This is a genomic window from Pantoea sp. AG1095, assembly GCF_003208415.1.
Lineage (GTDB): Bacteria > Pseudomonadota > Gammaproteobacteria > Enterobacterales > Enterobacteriaceae > Pantoea > Pantoea leporis.
In genome coordinates, this window is the sequence record NZ_QKMJ01000011.1 from 104,353 (window position 1) to 123,967 (window position 19,615).

The 19,615-nt window shown below is 55.1% G+C and carries 13 protein-coding genes; 6 read left to right on the top strand and 7 right to left on the bottom strand.

Annotated elements, in window-relative coordinates; translation table 11 throughout:
- Window positions 1-325: 325 nt before the first annotated feature.
- Window positions 326-2,680, bottom strand: coding sequence for an aerobic respiration two-component sensor histidine kinase ArcB (gene arcB / locus DEU53_RS19275; protein ID WP_110868085.1), 2,355 nt, complete (start codon window positions 2,678-2,680; stop codon window positions 326-328).
- A gap of 902 nt (window positions 2,681-3,582) precedes the next feature.
- Here arcB and DEU53_RS19280 point away from each other — a divergent pair.
- Both DEU53_RS19280 and DEU53_RS19285 read left to right on the top strand, forming a co-directional pair.
- On the top strand, window positions 3,583-9,114 hold the full coding sequence (locus DEU53_RS19280; RefSeq protein WP_110868086.1) for a glutamate synthase-related protein: 5,532 nt from the start codon (window positions 3,583-3,585) through the stop codon (window positions 9,112-9,114).
- Between the two features lie 129 nt (window positions 9,115-9,243).
- Window positions 9,244-10,998: a sulfite reductase subunit alpha gene (locus DEU53_RS19285; protein ID WP_101762289.1), complete on the top strand. Its 1,755-nt coding sequence runs from the start codon at window positions 9,244-9,246 to the stop codon at window positions 10,996-10,998.
- Between the two features lie 52 nt (window positions 10,999-11,050).
- On the opposite strand, the gene sspB is transcribed toward DEU53_RS19285, so the two are convergent.
- From sspB to zapE, 5 genes are all read right to left on the bottom strand, one after another.
- Window positions 11,051-11,539, bottom strand: a complete 489-nt coding sequence (gene sspB, locus DEU53_RS19290; RefSeq protein WP_064737765.1) for a ClpXP protease specificity-enhancing factor — start codon at window positions 11,537-11,539, stop codon at window positions 11,051-11,053.
- A gap of 3 nt (window positions 11,540-11,542) precedes the next feature.
- On the bottom strand, window positions 11,543-12,184 hold the full coding sequence (gene sspA / locus DEU53_RS19295; RefSeq protein ID WP_008104394.1) for a stringent starvation protein SspA: 642 nt from the start codon (window positions 12,182-12,184) through the stop codon (window positions 11,543-11,545).
- 329 nt (window positions 12,185-12,513) lie between these two features.
- Window positions 12,514-12,906: a 30S ribosomal protein S9 gene (gene rpsI / locus DEU53_RS19300; protein ID WP_007886600.1), complete on the bottom strand. Its 393-nt coding sequence runs from the start codon at window positions 12,904-12,906 to the stop codon at window positions 12,514-12,516.
- A 15-nt stretch (window positions 12,907-12,921) separates the two neighbouring features.
- Window positions 12,922-13,350 (bottom strand): 50S ribosomal protein L13, encoded by a 429-nt coding sequence (gene rplM / locus DEU53_RS19305; RefSeq protein WP_007886599.1) that lies wholly within the window; start codon window positions 13,348-13,350, stop codon window positions 12,922-12,924.
- 238 nt (window positions 13,351-13,588) lie between these two features.
- Window positions 13,589-14,716, bottom strand: a complete 1,128-nt coding sequence (gene zapE, locus DEU53_RS19310) for a cell division protein ZapE (protein ID WP_110868087.1) — start codon at window positions 14,714-14,716, stop codon at window positions 13,589-13,591.
- A 190-nt stretch (window positions 14,717-14,906) separates the two neighbouring features.
- On the opposite strand from zapE, the gene zapG reads away from it, so the two are divergent.
- The 3 genes from zapG (at window position 14,907) to degS (ending at window position 17,952) form a co-directional block, all read left to right on the top strand.
- The gene (zapG, locus tag DEU53_RS19315; RefSeq protein WP_064737767.1) at window positions 14,907-15,311 is read left to right on the top strand and encodes a Z-ring associated protein ZapG; all 405 of its coding nucleotides are present in this window, start codon (window positions 14,907-14,909) and stop codon (window positions 15,309-15,311) included.
- Window positions 15,312-15,415: 104 nt separating this feature from the next.
- On the top strand, window positions 15,416-16,786 hold the full coding sequence (degQ, locus tag DEU53_RS19320) for a serine endoprotease DegQ (RefSeq protein WP_101762291.1): 1,371 nt from the start codon (window positions 15,416-15,418) through the stop codon (window positions 16,784-16,786).
- Window positions 16,787-16,872: 86 nt separating this feature from the next.
- The gene (degS, locus tag DEU53_RS19325; RefSeq protein WP_110868088.1) at window positions 16,873-17,952 is read left to right on the top strand and encodes an outer membrane-stress sensor serine endopeptidase DegS; all 1,080 of its coding nucleotides are present in this window, start codon (window positions 16,873-16,875) and stop codon (window positions 17,950-17,952) included.
- 23 nt (window positions 17,953-17,975) lie between these two features.
- Here the strand turns inward: degS and epmA are convergent, their stop codons facing one another.
- Window positions 17,976-18,953, bottom strand: a complete 978-nt coding sequence (gene epmA / locus DEU53_RS19330) for an elongation factor P--(R)-beta-lysine ligase (RefSeq protein WP_101762293.1) — start codon at window positions 18,951-18,953, stop codon at window positions 17,976-17,978.
- 136 nt (window positions 18,954-19,089) lie between these two features.
- On the opposite strand from epmA, the gene DEU53_RS19335 reads away from it, so the two are divergent.
- Complete coding sequence (locus DEU53_RS19335) at window positions 19,090-19,614, top strand: lipocalin family protein (RefSeq protein WP_101762294.1); 525 nt, start codon at window positions 19,090-19,092, stop codon at window positions 19,612-19,614.
- Window position 19,615: the final 1 nt, after the last annotated feature.

Here is a 19,615-nt window from a genome sequence, read left to right on the forward strand (position 1 = left end):
CATGCTCGTGTCAGGCTTTTCCTGCTAACGACTGAAGCAAAACCAGGCAAAAAGCAGAACAATTGGTCAAAAAAGGTGCAATATGGCAAAGAAATTAATTCCTTGCTTGACTGTGTCAGCAAATTAATGTTTTCTGTATTTAATCGCTGCTCAACATCACACAATTTAATGAATCTTGTCGCAAGCATTGGCGAATTTGTTAAGGTGATTTGGAAGCGTTAACCAATACCGAACTGCTGCTTTCTTATTCGATTTCTAATAATAGCAGCAGTGCCCATTTCCCTGGTGTTGGCGCAGTATTCGCGCACCCCAGTTTCGACTGGGGTCATTTTTTTCTAACGTCCTGTAATTTTTCCCGCTCCGCTACCCATTTACGTAACACGTTCACGTCTTTCAGCCACTCTTGTTTTAACTCATCGACCCACTCTTGCACGTTGTCCCACCACGCTGGCAATTCCGGCGACTGAATCTGCTTCGCCAACTGCTGTATATGCAGTAAGCCAACCGAACCTGCCGCACCTTTGATCTTGTGCCCTTCTTCAGCAATGCCTTTTTGATCGCGCGCCATCATGTTGGAATCCAGCACCTCGAGGTAGTCCGGCATCATCTGCTCAAACATGGTCAGGCTTTGGGTAATCAATCCAGGGCCAACCAGTTCAATGTATTGCTCCAGCATCGCCACATCTAGCAGCGTGCGCGACTGCGCGTCTGATGATTCGGTGGCGATCTCTTCCAGCTCCGGCTGATAATCCCAGAACTTCTTGATCACCGCCGTAAGCGCTGGCACAGCAAGCGGTTTGCTCAACACATCATCCATGCCGGCATCGAGATACTCTTTTTTGTCTTTCAGCACATTGGCGGTCAATGCCACCAGCGGCGGCAGCGCCACATCTGCGTAACGCTGATGGATGGCACGTGACACGTCGAGGCCCGTCATATCCGGAAGCTGAATATCGAGCAGCACCAGATCGAACTCCTGCGGATCAAACATCGCCAGCGCGTCCGTACCGGTCATCGCGACTTCGACGCTGCAACCCAGCTTCTCCAGTACCGAACGCGCAACAATCACGTTGAGTTCAATATCTTCCACCAGTAATACGTGCAGCGCCGGCAACGGCATACTGTCATCCAGATTGTCGTCTTCCACTTCCTCAGCGACGCGTGGCGCGTTGATCTCCACGGTGAAGCAGGAACCCTGCCCCGCGACGCTACTCACGCTAATATCGCCGCCCATCGCCTGGGCTAAACGACGCGAGACCGCTAAACCGATGCCGGTGCCCGTCGCCGGCTTGCCGCCGTGCTGATCTTTCACCTGGTAATACATGGCGAAGATCTTATCCTGCTCTTCCTGCGGAATGCCCATGCCAGAATCCTGTACTTCAAAGTGCAGCGTTTCATCCTGACGATAGGCAACGCGCACCACAATCTCGCCCTGCTGAGTAAATTTCACGGCATTGCCGATCAGGTTCCACAGAATTTGACGCAGACGCGTGCCATCCGCCGAAATTTTATGGGGCAGCGGCAGCTCCGGCGCCATGACAAATTTCAGCCCTTTTGGCTGCGCCAGCAGACCGGAGAGGTTTTCCAGATCGGCGAGGAAACCGGTGAAATCCAGCGGCTGATTATCCAGCTGCACTTTGCGGCGTTCGATTTTGTCCACTTCAATTACATCATTGAAGATGTTGCCCAGCGTGATGGCCGACACGTGGATGGTTTTGAGGTACTTCAGCTGCTCCTGATTGAGATCGGTATCCAGCAGGATGCGGCTCAGTCCGACGATGCCATTCAGCGGCGTACGCAGCTCATGGCTGATAGTCGAAATAAAGGTAGTCTTCTCACGGCTGGCGTTCTCCAGCGCGTCCTGATAGCGCTTACGCTCGGTAATGTCGCGGCCAAAGCCCATCAGGCCACTGCGTTTTCCGACACGGTCGTAATAGGGCACTTTACGGATTTCGAAACAGGCTTTGCGCCCGTCGGGATATTGCAGCCACTGTTCGTAGGTTAGCGACACATTGTGGCGGAACACCTTCTCATCGGTTTCCAGCACTTTGGTGGCGGCTTCGTCATCGTAGATATCGCGTGGTGTCAGGCCAATCAGCTGCTTTTCACTCATGCCGGTTAGCAGTTCCATGGCGCGATTACAGCCGGAGAACTGCTTATCAATGTTGCGGTAGAACACCAAATCCGGTGACGCATCAAGGAAGGAGCGCAGGAAGGAGGATTGCTGTTCCAGCTCAATTTGCGCCTGCTCGCGTCGTGCCATCTCTTCGCGCAGCTTATCCATCACCTGCTCGCGCGCCTGCTCGGCTTTAATACGGTCGTTAATTTCCTGATTAAGCTGGGTGATGGTCTCTTTCATCTGCTGGTTCAGCTCGAGATCGCGCGTACGCATCTCTTCCAGCTTATCCACCAGTTTCGACAGGCGCTGGCGCGACTCTTCCAACTGATCGACCACCACTGAGAGGAAATAGACCGCCCAGGGCGTAATCAACAGACCGAAGAAGATGGAGCGGACGACGTCGATGCTCTCCACATGCCCACGCAATACCATGGTGACGGCCATCTGTACCACCATCGCCAGCACCACCAGCGCTGAGGCTAACAGCAGCGAAAAGCGTACCAGGCCGAGTTTGACCATCAAATCAACGTAGTACTGCGCTAAAAGACGAATCTGTTTCATTACGAGCTCCCTGAACGAAATCTGGCTCATGATAGCGTAATTATCGCTGCGCTGCCCCGCTTCAGCCGGCCATATCGCGCAGGTTATGCCCTGTAATGGTGCATCGCAGCGTGATTTCGCCGACGTTCCCTTCTATATGCGCAAAGCGCTTGACTAATTCTGCCAACTGAATAATCTGGAGGGCCGCACTTTTGCGGACCTTTCCTCAACATCTGGTGCTAATCAGCACCCTGGCAGCCATTCATCCTGATGGTTGCGCCTCCTTATTGCATACCCATTCATCTTAAATGACTTTCTACGCATGCTTTGCGTGATTAATTTTACTAATGGCAGCGCCATTTTGATTCAAATATGACGCCATAAGAAAAACAGATACATGATGTGTATCAACTGCCCCTAACAGCATTAAATGCTGTTATAACCCTTTCTTCCAGCATTGTTTGGATATTAGAGGGCTGGGTCACAGTGAGACGGCTCACACTTACTGGGGGAATGCGCAGCGGGATATTGACATAAATTTACGCAACAAAGCCTTATTAATCATTTAATTAAGTGACAAGAAAGCCTATTACCCGCATCAAAGCTGGCTATTTGACCTGAGTTCGCTTTCCCGATAAGTTGGAATTCCACTGGAAGCTTTCCTGGTGGGCCTGTGTCTCGGCATATCTATGCAGCAAGAAGCCTCCCTCTGGATGCAAGCTATCTCCCGAAAGAGACCGGAATAAAAAGAGCAGCTCATTAAGGACGTGACAACAGTGTCTTGAGAGCCCTTGCTCGGTGCTGCGACGCCTGCTCTTTACTGAGCGGCATAAGAATTGATACCGCCGCGCTGGCTTACATTGTCACGCTGCGGTACACGAAATAATGTAGGTAATGTCAAAAGAAGTTTAAGGAGACTCTCAATGTCCACGCAAAAACCGAATCCCTATGGTTTGTATGACCCATCAGCTGGCAGTGACAGCTGTGGTGTAGGTTTCATTACCCGTAAGGACGGCGAGCAGACTCATGAGATTCTGCGGATGGCCCATAGCGCGCTGTGCACGGTTCCGCACCGTGGCGGCATGTCTGCCGAAGGCGTGGGCGATGGCGCGGGTGTGAACGTCGATCTCTCCCTGAACTTCTTCCGCAAGGTCACCGGTCTGGCGCTGGAAGCCGGACGTTTTGGCGTCGGTAACTTCTTTGTGCCAAAAGACGCAGAGCTGCGTGCAAACGCTGAGCGTCTGGTTGAAGAAACGCTGGCGGCGCATAACTTCCCGGTATTAGTGAAACGCGATATGCCGCTGGACGGCAGCGTGACGCGCCCGGCCGCCCTGCAATTCCAGCTGCCGATTGTGCAGTGGATTTTTGCCGCGCCGCAGGAAGTGACTGAACAACTCGAATTCGAGCGCCAGATTTATCGCGCGCTGCTGGATATCGAAGCGCGCGCCTTTACCGAAAGCGAATTCGGCGGCCTCTATCCGCTGTCGCTCTCTTCGCGCACGCAGGTATTTAAAGCGCGTCTGAACTCCAACGAAGTGATTCCTTACTTCAAAGATTTGACCGATGCCGATCATCAGGTGCGCGGGCTGTTCTTCCACACCCGTTTCTCGACCAACACCGATCCGCATACCACCATGGCGCAGCCATTCCGCTTAATGGCGCACAACGGCGAGCTGAACACCGATCGTAAAAACCGCATTGCCGAAGCGGCACTGATGCTGGCGCGCGGTAAAAAAATCGTGCGTCCAAAAGGTCAGTCCGACAGTTCGCGTCTCGACCAGAGCATCCATAGCCGTTTGATGGAAGATAACCTCGACCTGATCAACGCCGTAGTTTCGATGATGCCGCCAGCGTGGGAGAACGATACCTCGCTCTCGAACGAAGTGCGCGCCATGCTCGAGTACTTCTCTTTATATGAAGAGAAGAACGATGGCCCAGCTGCGCTGATCTTCGGTAACGGTGAAGTGATCGGCGCGCGACTTGACCGCCTCGGTCTGCGTCCGCTGCGTTCCGTTGAAACCGCGGAGTACATCGGTGCGATGTCTGAAGCGGGCCAGATCGCCTTCCCACCGGAAAGCGTGCTGCGTCGTGGCCGTATCGAAGCGGGCGGCATGCTCTATTACGATCACAAAGAGAAACGCTCTTACACTACGGTTGAAGCGCTGGAAAAACTGGCCGCTGAAAAAGATTATCTGTCACTGCTGAGCAAAGCGCGTATCGATCTCGCCGACCTGCCAGAAATTCAGGCAGAGCAGCTCGGCTCGCCGCTGCGTTATCGTGGTGACCTCAAAACCTATCAACGTTTTGTCGCCTACTACTACAACCAGGAAAGCTTCAAATTCATGATGGATCCGATGCTGCAAACCGGCGCTGAGAAGATCTCAGCCATGGGTTACGGCAACGCCATCAACGGCCTGTCTGACCACGAAGGCGGCATGGCGCACTACTTCTCACAACGATTTGCCCAGGTTACCAACCCGCCGCTCGACTCCATTCGTGAAGCGGACGGCATGACGCTGCGTGTGGCGCTGGGTGCGAAGCCGCATCTCGGCCGCAGCAAAGGTCAGCAAATCATTGTTCCGACGCCAATCCTGACGCACCTCGACATGCTGCGCCTGCGCGAGCAAACCGTCGCTCCTTATGCGCGTTTCGAGATGCTGTATGAGCCGGTGGTCGGCAAAGATATCGTCAGCCGTGCGGCCAACGCCAACGCGCTGGAAAAAGCCATTGATGACTTAGCCCAGCAGGTTGTCGATTTCGCACGCCAGCAAGGCGGCATCGCGGTGATCACCGATCGTCATATCTCTTCAACTCACGCAGCGATCCCGATGCTGCTGATGGTGTCGGCGATCAACCAACGTCTGGTGCAGGAAGGTCTGCGTCTGGATGTTTCGCTGGTGGTCGAAAGTGGTCAAAGCATCTCTTCACACCATATCGCGGCGACGCTGGGCTTCGGTGCTTCTGCCGTTTACCCACTCGGCGTGCAGATGCGTGCGGAAGAGAAATTCGGTGAAGGCGAAGAAGGCAATAAAGCCTTTAAACGCTATGCCAAAGCAGCCGAAAAAGCGCTGATGAAAACCATGGGTAAAGTCGGCCTGTGTACCGTTGAGAGCTACAGCTGCGGCGAGTTCTTCGAGCCGAACTTCCTGAATACCGACGATCCGGTATTGAAAAAGTATTTCCCGAATATCAAAACGCCGGTTGGCGGCGCGGGCTTCCCGGCGATCGCCCAGATGGCAGTAGACTGGCATCAAAGCGCATTAAAAATTCAGGGCGAGGCGGAAGTGCCGTTGCTCGGCCTGTTCAAAGAGCGTGCTGAAGGCGCGGGCCACTCATACGGCACCATCGCGGTGCGTACCTTCATTGATATGACGGAACAACCGATTCGCTTTGCTAACAAAGAGCGCGAAGAGGACAACTTTATTCGTTTGATGACGCTGGCCAAACTGGATAACGCGTTCAACATCAAAGCCGAAGCCTTTAAAGACAGCAGCTTCGAGCGTATCCCGAATGATGTGATCGACAGCTTTGCCATCACGCCAGATTACCGTCAGTTCTCCAGCCTGATGCATGCCGAGCGTAAACGCCGTCCTGCGGCGCTCCGTGACATCCTCGCGCTGCCATGCGATTTGACCCACGTGGACAGCGAAGCCGAATTCGGCCGCAAACTGGGCCGCTACTCGCTGGTGAACAACGGCTTCGCTACGCGTGGCCTGAAATGTGAAGCAGTGAATGGCAGCCTGAACCAGTTCGAGCTGCGTCTGATCGATGCCATTGCTGGCCTGAAACCGGAAAGCGAGCGTCTGGAAGCGCTGGCGCGGGCGCTGAAAACCCGTTTCACCGACGATATCGAAAGCAGCAACGTAGCGGATGGCGTGCTGCACATCACCGCTTACGGCAAAGCGGCCGATTATCTGTCGCTGATCTTCACCGCGCTGCCATCGCTGCCGCTGGAAGAGATTCAGCCAGCCCACGAAATCACCCGTACCTTTGCTTCCGGTGCGATGAGCCACGGTGCGTTGGTTGCGCCGGCGCACGAAGCTGTCGCGCATGGTACTAACATGGTTGGCGGCATGAGTAACTGTGGTGAAGGTGGCGAGCACTATTCACGTCACGGCACCATCCGCGCGTCACGTATCAAGCAGTTGGCATCCGGGCGTTTCGGCGTGTGGGCGGCTTATCTTGCTGACCCAATGCTGGAAGAGCTGGAGATCAAAATCGGTCAGGGCGCGAAGCCCGGTGAAGGCGGCCAGCTGCCGGCACCAAAAGTGACCGTTGAGATTGCCGCAGCGCGTGGCGGTACGCCGGGCGTTGAGCTGGTTTCACCGCCGCCGCACCACGACACTTACTCTATCGAGGATTTGGCGCAGCTGATCCACGACTGTAAAGCCGCGCGCGCGCGTGTCATCGTCAAACTGGTTTCATCTGAAGGTATCGGCACCATCGCCGTCGGCGTGGCGAAAGCCGGCGCGGATGTCATTAACGTCGCGGGTAACACCGGCGGCACCGGCGCAGCGTCCGTTACCAGCCTGAAATATACCGGCCGCGTCGCGGAAATCGGCATCGCTGAAGTGCATCAGGCGCTGTGTGCCAACGGCCTGCGCGACAAAGTGCAGCTGCGCTGCTCCGGCGCGCAGCAAACCGGCAGCGATGTGATCAAATCTGCCCTGCTCGGCGGCGATAGCTTCGAGTTCGGCACCACCGCGCTGATGATGCTGAAATGCGTGATGGCGAAAAACTGTAACGTCAAATGCCCGGCCGGTTTAACCACCAACGCCGAAGCCTTTGATGGTGATCCGCGTCAGCTGGCGCAGTACTTCATCAACGTGGCGCAGGAAGTGCGTGAGTTCCTCGCCCGCCTCGGTCTGCGTTCTCTGCGTGAAGCGCGTGGCCGTTCGGATCTGCTGCACTTGATGGATCACCCGCTGGAAGTCGGCAAACTGGATCTGCGTGCGATGTTGACCGTGGTGCCAGAGCAGAAAATTGCCAAGCCGGTGTATCTGGAAAAAGACTTTGAGCTGGATGATGGCTGGGTCAGCGAGCTGAAAACGCAGCTGGTTGGCGCGGCAAGCCGTGAAATCGCGCTGGGCGCGGGCATCACGCTGAACAACCGTAACAAAAGCGTCGGTGGTCAGCTGGCGATCGATATCGAACGCATGCTGAACCATGAACTCTCGACAGAGCAGCTGGCTGCATTGCCAGCGGTTCTGAAAGACGATCGCGGTCGTCACTATCTGGCGCCAGCCACCGTGCTGATTAACACCAGCGGCTCTGCTGGCCAGTCGTTCGGCGCGTTCTGCAACGACGGCATGCAGATGAAGCATTACGGCACCTGTAACGACGGTGTCGGCAAAGGCCAGTGCGGCGGCGAGTTGGTGGTGATGTCACCAGGCGGCGGCGCACAGGATAGCGATGGCAACGTGTTGATCGGTAACTTCGCGCTGTTTGGCGCCACCGGCGGCCGTCTGTTCGTTCAGGGCCAGGCGGGTGACCGCTTCGCCGTGCGTAACTCCGGCGCAACCGCGGTAGTGGAAGGCGTTGGTGACTTCTGCTGCGAATACATGACCAACGGCGCCATCCTCAACCTTGGCACCTTTGGTAAAGGCTTTGGCAACGGCATGAGCGGCGGTTTCGCTTACCAGTACGATCCGTATGGATCGCTGGCAGCCCACGCAGCAGGTGATTCGGTGCTGTTTGGTTCTATCGCCGATGAAGATGAAATGGCGCAGGTGCACAAACAAGCGGTGCTGACCATGCTGAACTGGCATCTGGAAGCAACCCAATCGCCACGCGCGGCCTGGCTGCTGGATAACTGGGAAACCGAGTGCCACCACTTTGTTTATGTGATGCCGCGTTCGCTGCTGCTGTATCAGGATGGCACCGAAATCCTGAAAGCCAAATCACGTAAAGACCTGCTTGAAGAGCTGTCAACCTCGCTGGCTGCGCATCAGGTTGCGAAGTTCAAATCAGCGTGGCGTGACGGTAAAACCATTGCCAACGGCGCAGTTCCGGCTTATGGCGCGACCGATACGCTAGAGATGTTTGTTCTGCTGAACAACTACACCGTTCTCAGCCTCGCGCAGCAGCTGGCGCTGGGCAAGCTGCCGAAAGGCACGGCGGTGGAAGATCCAGCAGTAGAAAAAGCGGTACGTAATCTTCTGATGACCGAAGATTTCACGCTCATCAGCAAGCTGCAACGTCATGCACGCTCGGCGATTGAGAGTTACAGCGATGACGAGCTGGCAAGCCTGATCGCCGCGAAACGAATGTCAGATTACAAAGCGGCATTAACGCAGCGCAACATTCGCTCGATGGACAGCCTGGCGACTTACGGCTGGATCATCTATCAGGATGCCTGTAACCGTGAAGTGCTTGGTCATCTACCTGATTTTGAAGAGCTGTTTGCGCGTGCTGCACTGCCAGAAATCGCTGCTGCGGTCGGGAAACTTTCCTGATTACAGCGCCAATGAACAAGTGTAATTTTGACCTTTCCCTCACAACTTCAAGGTGCAGAAAGGCGGCAAACGCATCTGCAACCTGAAGTATGACAGGGATAAAATTTTGAACAGGATTGAGCCTTACCGATGAAAATTCCTTACATTCCTGAAGATGCACCGTTTAACGGTGAGCAGAAATACTGGCTGGCGGGCTTCCTCGCCGGCCTCCATTCGCGCCTGCTGGTATTAGAAGACAAGCAGAGCGCACCGGCTGCAGGTGCCAGCACCAATACGCAGTTGCACATCCTGTTCGGTTCACAGACCGGCAACGCTGAAGCGCTGTCGCAAACGGCCGCTAAAGCCGCACGCGCCAAAGGTTTGGTGCCGGTGGTTCAAGCGCTGGGCGAAGTGGATCTGGATGTGTTCGCTACCATGCGTCACGTGCTGATCGTCACCTCGACCTACGGCGAAGGCGAAATGCCGGACAACGCCCAGCTGTTCTGGAACGCGATTTCAGCCAGCACCGCGCCGCGTCTGGAGCAGATGCACTTTGCGGTATTGGCGATTGGCGACACCGGCTACGACGGTTTCTGCCAGGCAGGTAAATTCATCGATATGCGTCTTGAGCAGCTCGGTGCAAAACGCGTCGCCGATCGTATCGACTGCGATATCGACTTCGAAGAGCCATCCAGCGCGTGGATTGGTACGGCGATGCCGCAATTCGCCGCCAGTGCAGGCAGCAGCGGTACAGCATTAGAAAGCGCGCCAGAAGCGCCGGTCATTCCGGGCAGCAATAAGCAAAACCCCTATGCGGCTGCGTTGGTGACTAACAAGCGTCTTTCGGCAGAAGAGTCGGCGAAAGATATTCGTCACTTCGAATTTGATCTCACCGACAGCGGTTTGAAATATGAAGCGGGCGATGCGCTGGGTGTGATCCCGGTGAACGATGCAGCACTGGTTTCACTGCTGCTGACTCAGCTGAAAGCAGATTACGAAACGCCAGTTCCCAGCTTTGATCGCAACCTCGGCGATCTGCTGACTTATCAGTTCGAAATTTCCGAGCCATCACGCAAACTGATTGAGTGGGTTGGCCAGCACACCACCAACCAGGAACTGCGCCACGTCCTGCAGCACGACGATAAAGATACCCTTGCCGTTTGGCTGTGGGGCAAAGACACGCTGGATCTGCTGCAGCTCGAGCTGACGCGCAGCCTGTCGGTGCCGGAATTCGTTGCCATGCTGCGTCCGTTACAGCATCGCGCTTACTCCATCTCGTCGAGCTCGAAAGCCCACCCAAATCAGGTACATCTGACCATTGCTTCCGTGCGCTATCACAGCAGCGGCCGCGAGCGTAAAGGCGTGTGCTCAACTTATCTGGCTGAACGTGTACGTCGCGGCGAAAAGCCGGCGATCTTCATCTCACCAAACAAAGCGTTCCGTGTACCGTCAAACGGCAATGCGCCGCTGATCATGGTTGGGCCAGGCACCGGTATCGCACCGTTCCGCGCCTTCCTGCAGGAACGTCAGGCAACGGGCGCAGAAGGTAAAAACTGGTTGTTCTTCGGTGACCAGCATCAGGCACACGATTACATCTACGAAGAAGAGTTGCAGGCATGGCAGGAGAAAGGTCTGCTGACTAATCTGGATCTGGCCTTCTCGCGCGATCAGGAAGAGAAGATTTACGTGCAGAACCGCATGCTGGAGAAAGGCGCTGAGCTTTACGCCTGGCTGCAGGATGGCGCTTACTTCTACGTGTGTGGCGACGCATCTCGCATGGCAAAAGACGTTGATGCGGCGCTGTATGAAGTGGTTCGTCAGTTCGGTGGCTTGTCCAGCGAGCGCGCGGCGGCTTACGTTGATCAGCTGAAGAAAGATAAACGCTACCTGCGCGACGTCTACTAAGACGCGCAGGCATAAAAAAACGGGCCAATCGGCCCGTTTTTTATTGCACGTTTTACTTCACCACACGCAGTGAAGGTCGTCCGCCACGCGGCGGCGGCTCATCATCTGGCGAATGATCGTCGTCAGTCGCATCATCCGGACGATCGCCATCAATCACAGACATCATTGTCTCTTCCTGACCGCTACCTTCCTGCTCGTCCGTCGCCAGCTCGTAAGCCGGTTCCGGCTCGAACATGGTGCCAGCGCCGTTTTCACGGGCATAAATCGCCAGAACTGCAGCCATCGGCACAGAAACCTGACGCGGTACGCCACCGAAACGCGCGTTGAAACGCACTTCATCATTGGCGAGGTCAAGATTGCCTACCGCACGCGGCGCGATGTTCAGAACAATCTGTCCATCACGCGCATATTCCAGCGGCACCTGCACACCAGGCAGATTGATGTCGACCACCAAATGCGGCGTCAACTGGTTATCCAGCAACCAGTCGTAGAACGCCCGCAACAGGTAAGGACGACGCGCCGTTAGTTGCGACATTTCCATACATTAGCCCCGAGCTTGCAGGCGCATTTCACGTTCTGCTTCCGTCAGTGACGCAAGGAAAGAGTCACGTTCAAACACACGCGTCATATAGCCTTTCAGCTCTTTAGAACCGGCGCCAGACAGGTCAACGCCCATCTGCGGCAGACGCCACAGCAGCGGCGCCAGATAGCAATCCACCAGGCTGAACTCTTCGCTCATGAAGAACGGTGTACGTGCGAACAGTGGTGCAATCGCCAGCAGCTCTTCGCGCAGTTGCTTGCGCGCTGCATCGGCTTCGGCACCGTTGGCGGTTTCGATGGTGCGCATCAGGCTGTACCAATCCTGCTCAATGCGGTGCATCATCAGACGGCTTTCACCGCGCGCTACCGGGTAAACCGGCATCAGCGGTGGATGCGGGAAACGCTCATCGAGGTATTCCATGATGATGCGTGATTCATACAGCGTCAGTTCACGGTCGACCAGCGTCGGTACGGTGCGATACGGGTTGAGGTCAATCAGATCCTGCGGCAGGTTATCCGTTTCAACCTGCTCGATCTCCACGCTGACGCCCTTCTCAGCCAGTACAATACGTACCTGATGGCTGAAAATGTCAGTCGGACCAGAAAACAGCGTCATTACCGAACGTTTGTTGGCAGCGACAGCCATGAAAACCTCCAAGTTTGTTCACAAAAAGATACTGCGAATAGCCAACCACGCGGCGACTCACCGGCTCATCAGATTCGCCTACCGTCAGCGTCAGGAGCATCGACCGGTCTTCCGGACAGGAACGACATGCACAACGCTGCGTCTTGCAGGCGCAAAGTGACAGTGAGTTTACCAGATTTTAAGCAGCTTGTGGGGCGGGCGTGATGATTTGCGGGCAAAATGCGGGTAAAGCTCGCGTTTTTCGTGGGAAAAAATCATTAATGCAGGCAATAAAAAACCCGCCGAAGCGGGTTTTTTGAGCCAACTGCCGCTGCCGGAGCAGCAAACAATTAACGCTTGGAGAACTGCGGACGACGACGTGCTTTACGCAGGCCGACTTTCTTACGTTCAACTTCACGCGCATCACGGGTAACGAAGCCCGCTTTACGCAGTTCAGAACGCAGAGACTCGTCGTACTCCATCAGAGCGCGTGTGATACCGTGACGGATCGCACCAGCCTGACCAGAAATACCACCACCTTTAACAGTGATGTACAGGTCAAATTTACCAACCATATCAACCAGCTCCAGCGGCTGACGCACGACCATGCGTGCAGTCTCGCGACCGAAGTACTGCTCCAAAGAGCGCTGGTTAATTACGATGTTACCGCTACCCGGCTTGATGAAGACGCGAGCGGCAGAGCTTTTGCGGCGACCAGTGCCGTAGTTTTGAGTTTCAGCCATTGCCTATAATCCCGATTAAATGTCAAGAACTTGCGGTTGCTGCGCCGCGTGGTTGTGCTCGTTGCCTGCGTAAACTTTCAGTTTACGGTACATAGCACGACCCAGTGGGCCTTTCGGCAGCATGCCTTTAACCGCGATTTCAATCACACGCTCAGGACGGCGCTCGATCATCTCTGCAAAGGTCGCTTGCTTGATACCACCGATGTGGCCAGTGTGGTGATAGTAAATCTTGTCAGTACGCTTGTTGCCGGTTACAGCAACTTTTTCTGCGTTCAGAACGATGATGTAATCACCGGTATCAACGTGCGGAGTGTATTCCGCTTTGTGCTTACCACGCAGACGGCGCGCCAGTTCAGTCGCCAGGCGACCCAAGGTTTTGCCCGTTGCGTCAACAACATACCAGTCACGCTGTACGGTTTCTGGTTTAGCTGTAAAAGTTTTCATTGAAAAGCTTACCCAAATAAAAAGTTACACGTTGGTGAAATCCCAAACGCTAAGTAAACGATTGAGGCTCACACGACCATTTTGCCCAGCAAGCCACCCCTTCAAGTGAGTTACCGGATCACATCGAGTTCTTGGGAAAGAAAACCGATGCTGTAACGTGGGGTCGCAAGATTATAGAGAAGTCGAACTCAAAGATCGAACCTTTTTGCATCTAAAACTTACGATTTATGCCACGTCATCAGGGCAGATGCGGCAGACGCAAATACTCTTCGCTCTGCATCTCCTGCAAACGCGACAAGCAGCGCTGATACTCAAACTTCAAGCGTGTGCCCTGATAAATTTCAAACAATGATGTTTCAGCCGCGACAACCAGTTTCACGTGGCGTTCGTAGAACTCATCGACCAACGCAAGGAAGCGGCGCGCCTGATCTTCGGTCTTATAAATCATCACCGGCACATCATACAGCAAGACGCTGTGAAAACGGCGCGAGAGCTCAATATAGTCGTGCTGACTGCGCCCTTCGCCGCACAGCGTCAGGAAATTGATCGCCAGCACGCCTTCATGCACGCCCAGCGTGGGCATCTGGCGATGGTTGATTTCCAGCACCGGCGCGTCTTCACGCGCTTTGCCGGACAGCGCGCGGAACATGCGCTCCATTTCGCTATGCGTGGCATCGTTGAGCGGGAAGTTCCACAAATGCGCCGACGTTAGTGTGCGCAAGCGGTAATCGATACCCGCGTCCACATTCATCACTTCACAATGACGCTTGATTTGTTCGATGGCAGGTAGGAAACGCGGGCGCTGCAGGCCGTTGCGATAGAGCTCATCCGGCGGAATGTTCGAGGTGGCTACCAGCGAGATGCCGCGCGCAAACAGCGCTTCCATCAGCGTGCCCAGCAGCATGGCGTCGGTGATATCCGAGACAAAAAACTCATCGAAACAGAGAATGTCGGTTTCCGCTTTAAAGCGATCGGCGACAATTAGCAGCGGATCGCTGTGGCCTTGCAGCTGCGTCAGTTCCTGATGGACACGCAGCATAAAGCGGTGGAAATGCAGGCGCAGCTTACGATCACCAGGAATTGACTGAAAAAACAGATCCATCACCCAGGTTTTACCGCGTCCCACACCGCCCCACATATACAGTCCGCGCACTGGCGCTTCGCGGGTGCTTTTCTCTTTATTCATTATCTTAGACAAGCGGCCCAACAGACCTTTGGCAGCCGGTTCAACCTGTTGCTGGCGGGCAATCAATCCTTGCTGGATGGTATCTAAGCGGGTAATCGCTTCTCGTTGTACGTCATCCGGGCGAAATTCGCCCTGCGACAGCGCCTGCTCGTAGCGTGCAAGCGGAGATGAGGTTTGCATGGTTCTCTCAGAATCCCTGAAAAAGTCCGATTCACGGGTCGGTTGACGAAAATTAGGCCGCTCTACACTAAGCGATGCAGCCCGATAGTTCCACTTCCAATAGATTATTGGGTATAGTGGCTGCTATTGAAGTTGATGTTGCAACAGAAGCAATGCCCTACGAAACAACGGAAATTACACGGGAGTCATTATGACCTGGGAATACGGGCTGATTGGTTTAGTGATTGGCATTATTGTCGGCGCAGTCGTCATGCGTTTTGGCAACAAGAAGCTGCGTGAGCAGCGTAGCATGCAGTATGAACTGGAAAAATCGAAGGCTGAGCTGGCGGATTACCGCGAGGAGCTCACCAACCACTTCGCCCGCAGCGCCGAGCTGCTGGACAATATGGCGCATGATTATCGCCAGCTGTATCAGCACATGGCGAAAGGGTCTAACGACCTGCTGCCAAATCTGCCCGGCGAGAAAAATCCGTTTGCCTACCAGTTAACGGAAGCCGAAGCGGATAACGATCAGGCGCCGGTGCAGATGCCGCGTGATTACTCTGAAGGCGCATCCGGCCTGTTACGTGGCAGCGACCGCGCTCCGCGTAATTAATCCTTTTGGGGCACAGCTTAGCTGTGCCCTTTTTGTTTTCGAACACAAACCACAAACTACTGTCACACTTCTTTTATCCCTTTCGCAGCGAGAGCGTTGTAGCAATGAAAAAACAAGCACGTCTGTTAAGCGCATTAGCCTTAGGTATCGGGATGAGTTTGGCTGCGGCGCCGAGTGCGCTGGCAACTCTTCCCGCCCAGATTCAGGGACAAGCATTGCCAAGCCTGGCACCGATGCTGGAAAAAGTTCTGCCCGCAGTAGTGAGCGTGCGTGTTGAAGGTACCGACAGCGGTCAGCAGGCGCAGGATATTCCTGAACCACTGAAGCGCTTTTTTGGTCAGGCACCGGGACAATCGCAGCCGCAGCCTTTTGAAGGTCTGGGTTCTGGCGTGATCATTGATGCCGCTAAAGGCTATATCCTCACCAATAACCATGTGGTCAGCAACGCCGATAAAATCAGCGTGCAACTGGGTGACGGCAACGAATATGACGCTAAGTTAATTGGTCACGATGAACAAACCGACATCGCATTGATCCAGGTTGAAGGCGCGAAAAACCTGACGCAGGTGAAAATCGCCGACTCTGATTCGCTGAAAGTGGGTGATTTTGCCGTGGCCATCGGTAATCCGTTTGGTCTGGGTCAAACCGCCACGTCGGGCATCATCTCTGCGCTCGGTCGTAGCGGCCTGAATCTGGAAGGACTGGAAAACTTCATTCAGACCGATGCCGCGATTAACCGCGGTAACTCCGGTGGTGCGCTGGTGAACCTGAATGGTGAGTTGATTGGTATCAACACCGCGATTCTGGCGTCAAGCGGCGGCAACATCGGCATTGGCTTCGCCATTCCCGCCAATATGGCGATGAACCTGGCGCAGCAGCTGATTCAGTTCGGCGAAGTGAAGCGCGGTCAGCTTGGTATCAAAGGTACGGAAATGACCGCCGATATCGCCAAAGCGTTTAACGTTGATGCGCAGCGCGGTGCCTTTGTTTCGGAAGTGCTGCCGAAGTCAGCCGCCGAGAAAGCGGGCATCAAAGCTGGCGATATCATCACCTCCATCAATGATAAGCCAATCACCAGCTTTGCTGAGCTGCGTGTGAAAGTCGGCACCACACCGCCGGGCCAGGACGTAAAAATCGGCCTGCTACGTGAAGGCAAACCGGTCAACGTCACCGTCACGCTGGAACAGAGCGCGCAAACCACCGCCAGCGCGCAGCTGATGTCGCCTGCACTGCAAGGCGCAACGCTGAGCGACGGCGCGACTAAAACCGGTGATAAAGGCGTGAAAGTCGATGCCATTGAAAAAGGCACGCCAGCGGAGCAAGTCGGTTTGCAGAAAGATGATGTGATCATCGGCGTAAACCGCAATCGCGTCGCTTCTATTGCCGAAATGCGCAAAGTGCTGGAAGGCAAACCGCCGGTGCTGGCACTGAACGTGGTGCGCGGCGAAGAGACGATTTACCTGCTTCTGCGATAATCCTCGCAACAGGCGGACAAGCAGGTGTTTGTCCGCCTTTCTCATGCTATTCTGCCCTGCGATCTCACCTGGCTTGAAATAACACCATGTTTCTTAAACTTTTGCGTTCTGTGGTGATGGGCCTGATCGTGGCTGGCTTACTGCTCGTCGCGATCCCTGCGCTGCGTATGGGCAGCAACGTCACCTTTGATCAAGACAACAGCGACGATGAAGCACCCGTTAGTTTTAATCAGGGTGTGCGACGTGCCGTGCCCGCGGTCGTTAACGTCTATAACCGCAGTGCCCACGGCAACAATAATCGCGGAATCACCACGCTGGGTTCCGGCGTCATCATGAACGGCAAAGGCTACATCCTCACTAACAAACACGTGATTAATAACGCCGACCAAATCATCGTCGCGCTGCAGGATGGACGCTTCTTCGAAGCCACCTTAGTGGGTTCCGATGCCATGACCGATTTAGCGGTGCTGAAAATCAGCGCCTCCAACTTGCCGGTTATCCCCATCAACGCCAAACGTATCGCGCACATCGGCGACGTCGTCATGGCGATCGGCAACCCATACAACCTCGGCCAAACCGTGACGCAAGGCATTATCAGCGCCACCGGACGCGTGGGTCTGAGCTCATCCGGACGACAAAACTTCCTGCAGACCGATGCCTCGATCAATCAGGGTAACTCGGGCGGCGCATTGATTAACTCGCTTGGTGAACTGATGGGCATTAACACCTTGACGTTTGATAAAAGCAGCGATGGCGAAACGCCGGAAGGAATTGGTTTCGCCATTCCCACCGCGCTGGCGAGCAAAATCATGGATAAGCTGATTCGTGATGGTCGGGTGATTCGCGGCTACATCGGCATCACCGGGCGCGAACTGCCGCCGCTGCACGGCCAGGGCAGTAATCTTGATCGCGTGCAGGGCATTATCGTTAGCGACGTCACGCCTGGCGGCCCCGCCGATAGCGCCGGCATTCAGGCCAATGACGTGCTGCTGGAAGTGAATGGTAAACCGGCGCTCTCGGCGCAGGAAACCATGGATCAGGTGGCAGAAATTCGGCCGGGCTCGGTGATTGACGTGCAGATCTTGCGTAATGAAAAGAAAATGACCTTGCCGGTGACGATTCAGGAATTCCCGGAAGTGACCGCGCCCGCCACCACCACGCCATAAGGGCGCTTGCGCGCCCTGATGATTTAGCTGCGATCGACCGGGAAGGCGATCACTTCGCTTAGCGAGCTGGCTTTCAGCGCCAGCATGATCAAACGATCCACGCCCAACGCCACGCCAGAACAGGCAGGCATACCGTGCGCCAGCGCATCCAGCAGATAGGTATCGATAGGATGTTGCGGCAGGCCACGCGCAGCACGACGACGATTGTCCTGCTCAAAGCGCTGACGCTGCTCGCGGCTATCGGTTAATTCACGGAAACCGTTCGCCAGCTCAATCCCTTTGTAATAGACCTCAAAGCGCTCGGCGACGCGGTGATCTTCTGTACTGATCTCCGCCAGCGCGGCCTGCGTCGCCGGGAAATGGTAGACGAAGCACGGCTTATCGTTACCAATCTTCGGCTCAACGCCCAGCATAAACAGCAGCTGCAGCAGCGTATCGCGGTCTTCTTCACGATTGGCCAACTCGCCCTCGCCCAGCTTCTCCGCCACTTCGCGTAGCTGCGCTTTATCAGCCGATAACGGATCGACTTCCAGATGGCGGATAAACGCCTGCTGGTACGACAGAGATTCCGCGCTGTCGCACTCCAGCACCTGCTGCATCAAATCGTCCACCTCGTTCATGAGGCGGTACATGTCGTAGTGCGGACGATACCACTCCAGCATGGTGAACTCGGGATTGTGGTGACGCCCGGCCTCCTCATTACGGAAGCTGCGACCCATCTGGTAAATCGGACCACTTCCGGCCGCCAGCAGGCGCTTCATGTGATATTCCGGACTGGTCATCAGCCACAGATCGCGCCCTTCGGCTGCGCCTGGCCCAACAAAACGCGTCTGGAACGGCACCAGATGGATGTCAGTAATGGTCGCCTGGCTCATCGCCGGGGTATCGACCTCCAGCACGCCGCGATCGGCAAAGAAACGACGTATTTCCGCCATGATAGCGGCGCGTTTCAACAAATTGGCAATGGGTGCGCTCGGCTGCCAGCTTGCCGTTTCGCTCATGTTGATGACTCCTCATACAGATAAGGGGTGGAAGTCTACCCGCAATGCCGATGGCAAACAACGGCAGCGGGCGCAGGCAGCAATTTGCTAGCGGGAAGCTATACTTAACCCATTAAAATCGTAAAGGAATCCCACAATGTCCCCATGGAAAACCCTGCTTGCCAGCCTGAGCGCTTTTCTCTCCGTTGCCTGCTCAACCGCGCCACCTAAAGGTGTTACGGTAGTAGAAGGTTTCGACAGTCAGCGCTATCTCGGCCAATGGTATGAAATCGCCCGCCTCGATCACCGCTTTGAGCGCGGATTACAACAGGTTACCGCTAATTATAGTCCGCGCGAGGACGGCGGTTTGAAGGTGATCAATCGCGGCTACAATCAGCAGAAACAGCGCTGGCAAGAGAGCGTTGGCAAAGCCTACTTCACCGGCGATAAACAGCGCGCCGCGCTGAAGGTGTCGTTCTTTGGCCCGTTCTATGGCGGCTACAACGTGATCGCATTGGATCCTGACTATCGCTATGCGCTGGTGTGCGGGCCGAATCGTAGCTACTTGTGGATTCTGTCACGTACGCCGCAGCTGGATGAAAATGTTAAGCAACGCCTGGTTGAACAGGCCAGAAGTGCCGGATTCCCGGTGGATGAGCTGATTTGGGTGGAGCAGAAATAGA

Excerpts from the sequence above, each read along its gene's own strand:
- arcB (WP_110868085.1), bottom strand. The coding sequence starts at position 2,680 with ATGAAACAGATTCGTCTTTTAGCGCAGTACTACGTTGATTTGATGGTC.
- DEU53_RS19280 (WP_110868086.1), top strand. The coding sequence starts at position 3,583 with ATGTCCACGCAAAAACCGAATCCCTATGGTTTGTATGACCCATCAGCT.
- DEU53_RS19285 (WP_101762289.1), top strand. The coding sequence starts at position 9,244 with ATGAAAATTCCTTACATTCCTGAAGATGCACCGTTTAACGGTGAGCAG.
- sspB (WP_064737765.1), bottom strand. The coding sequence starts at position 11,539 with ATGGAAATGTCGCAACTAACGGCGCGTCGTCCTTACCTGTTGCGGGCG.
- sspA (WP_008104394.1), bottom strand. The coding sequence starts at position 12,184 with ATGGCTGTCGCTGCCAACAAACGTTCGGTAATGACGCTGTTTTCTGGT.
- rpsI (WP_007886600.1), bottom strand. The coding sequence starts at position 12,906 with ATGGCTGAAACTCAAAACTACGGCACTGGTCGCCGCAAAAGCTCTGCC.
- rplM (WP_007886599.1), bottom strand. The coding sequence starts at position 13,350 with ATGAAAACTTTTACAGCTAAACCAGAAACCGTACAGCGTGACTGGTAT.
- zapE (WP_110868087.1), bottom strand. The coding sequence starts at position 14,716 with ATGCAAACCTCATCTCCGCTTGCACGCTACGAGCAGGCGCTGTCGCAG.
- zapG (WP_064737767.1), top strand. The coding sequence starts at position 14,907 with ATGACCTGGGAATACGGGCTGATTGGTTTAGTGATTGGCATTATTGTC.
- degQ (WP_101762291.1), top strand. The coding sequence starts at position 15,416 with ATGAAAAAACAAGCACGTCTGTTAAGCGCATTAGCCTTAGGTATCGGG.
- degS (WP_110868088.1), top strand. The coding sequence starts at position 16,873 with ATGTTTCTTAAACTTTTGCGTTCTGTGGTGATGGGCCTGATCGTGGCT.
- epmA (WP_101762293.1), bottom strand. The coding sequence starts at position 18,953 with ATGAGCGAAACGGCAAGCTGGCAGCCGAGCGCACCCATTGCCAATTTG.
- DEU53_RS19335 (WP_101762294.1), top strand. The coding sequence starts at position 19,090 with ATGTCCCCATGGAAAACCCTGCTTGCCAGCCTGAGCGCTTTTCTCTCC.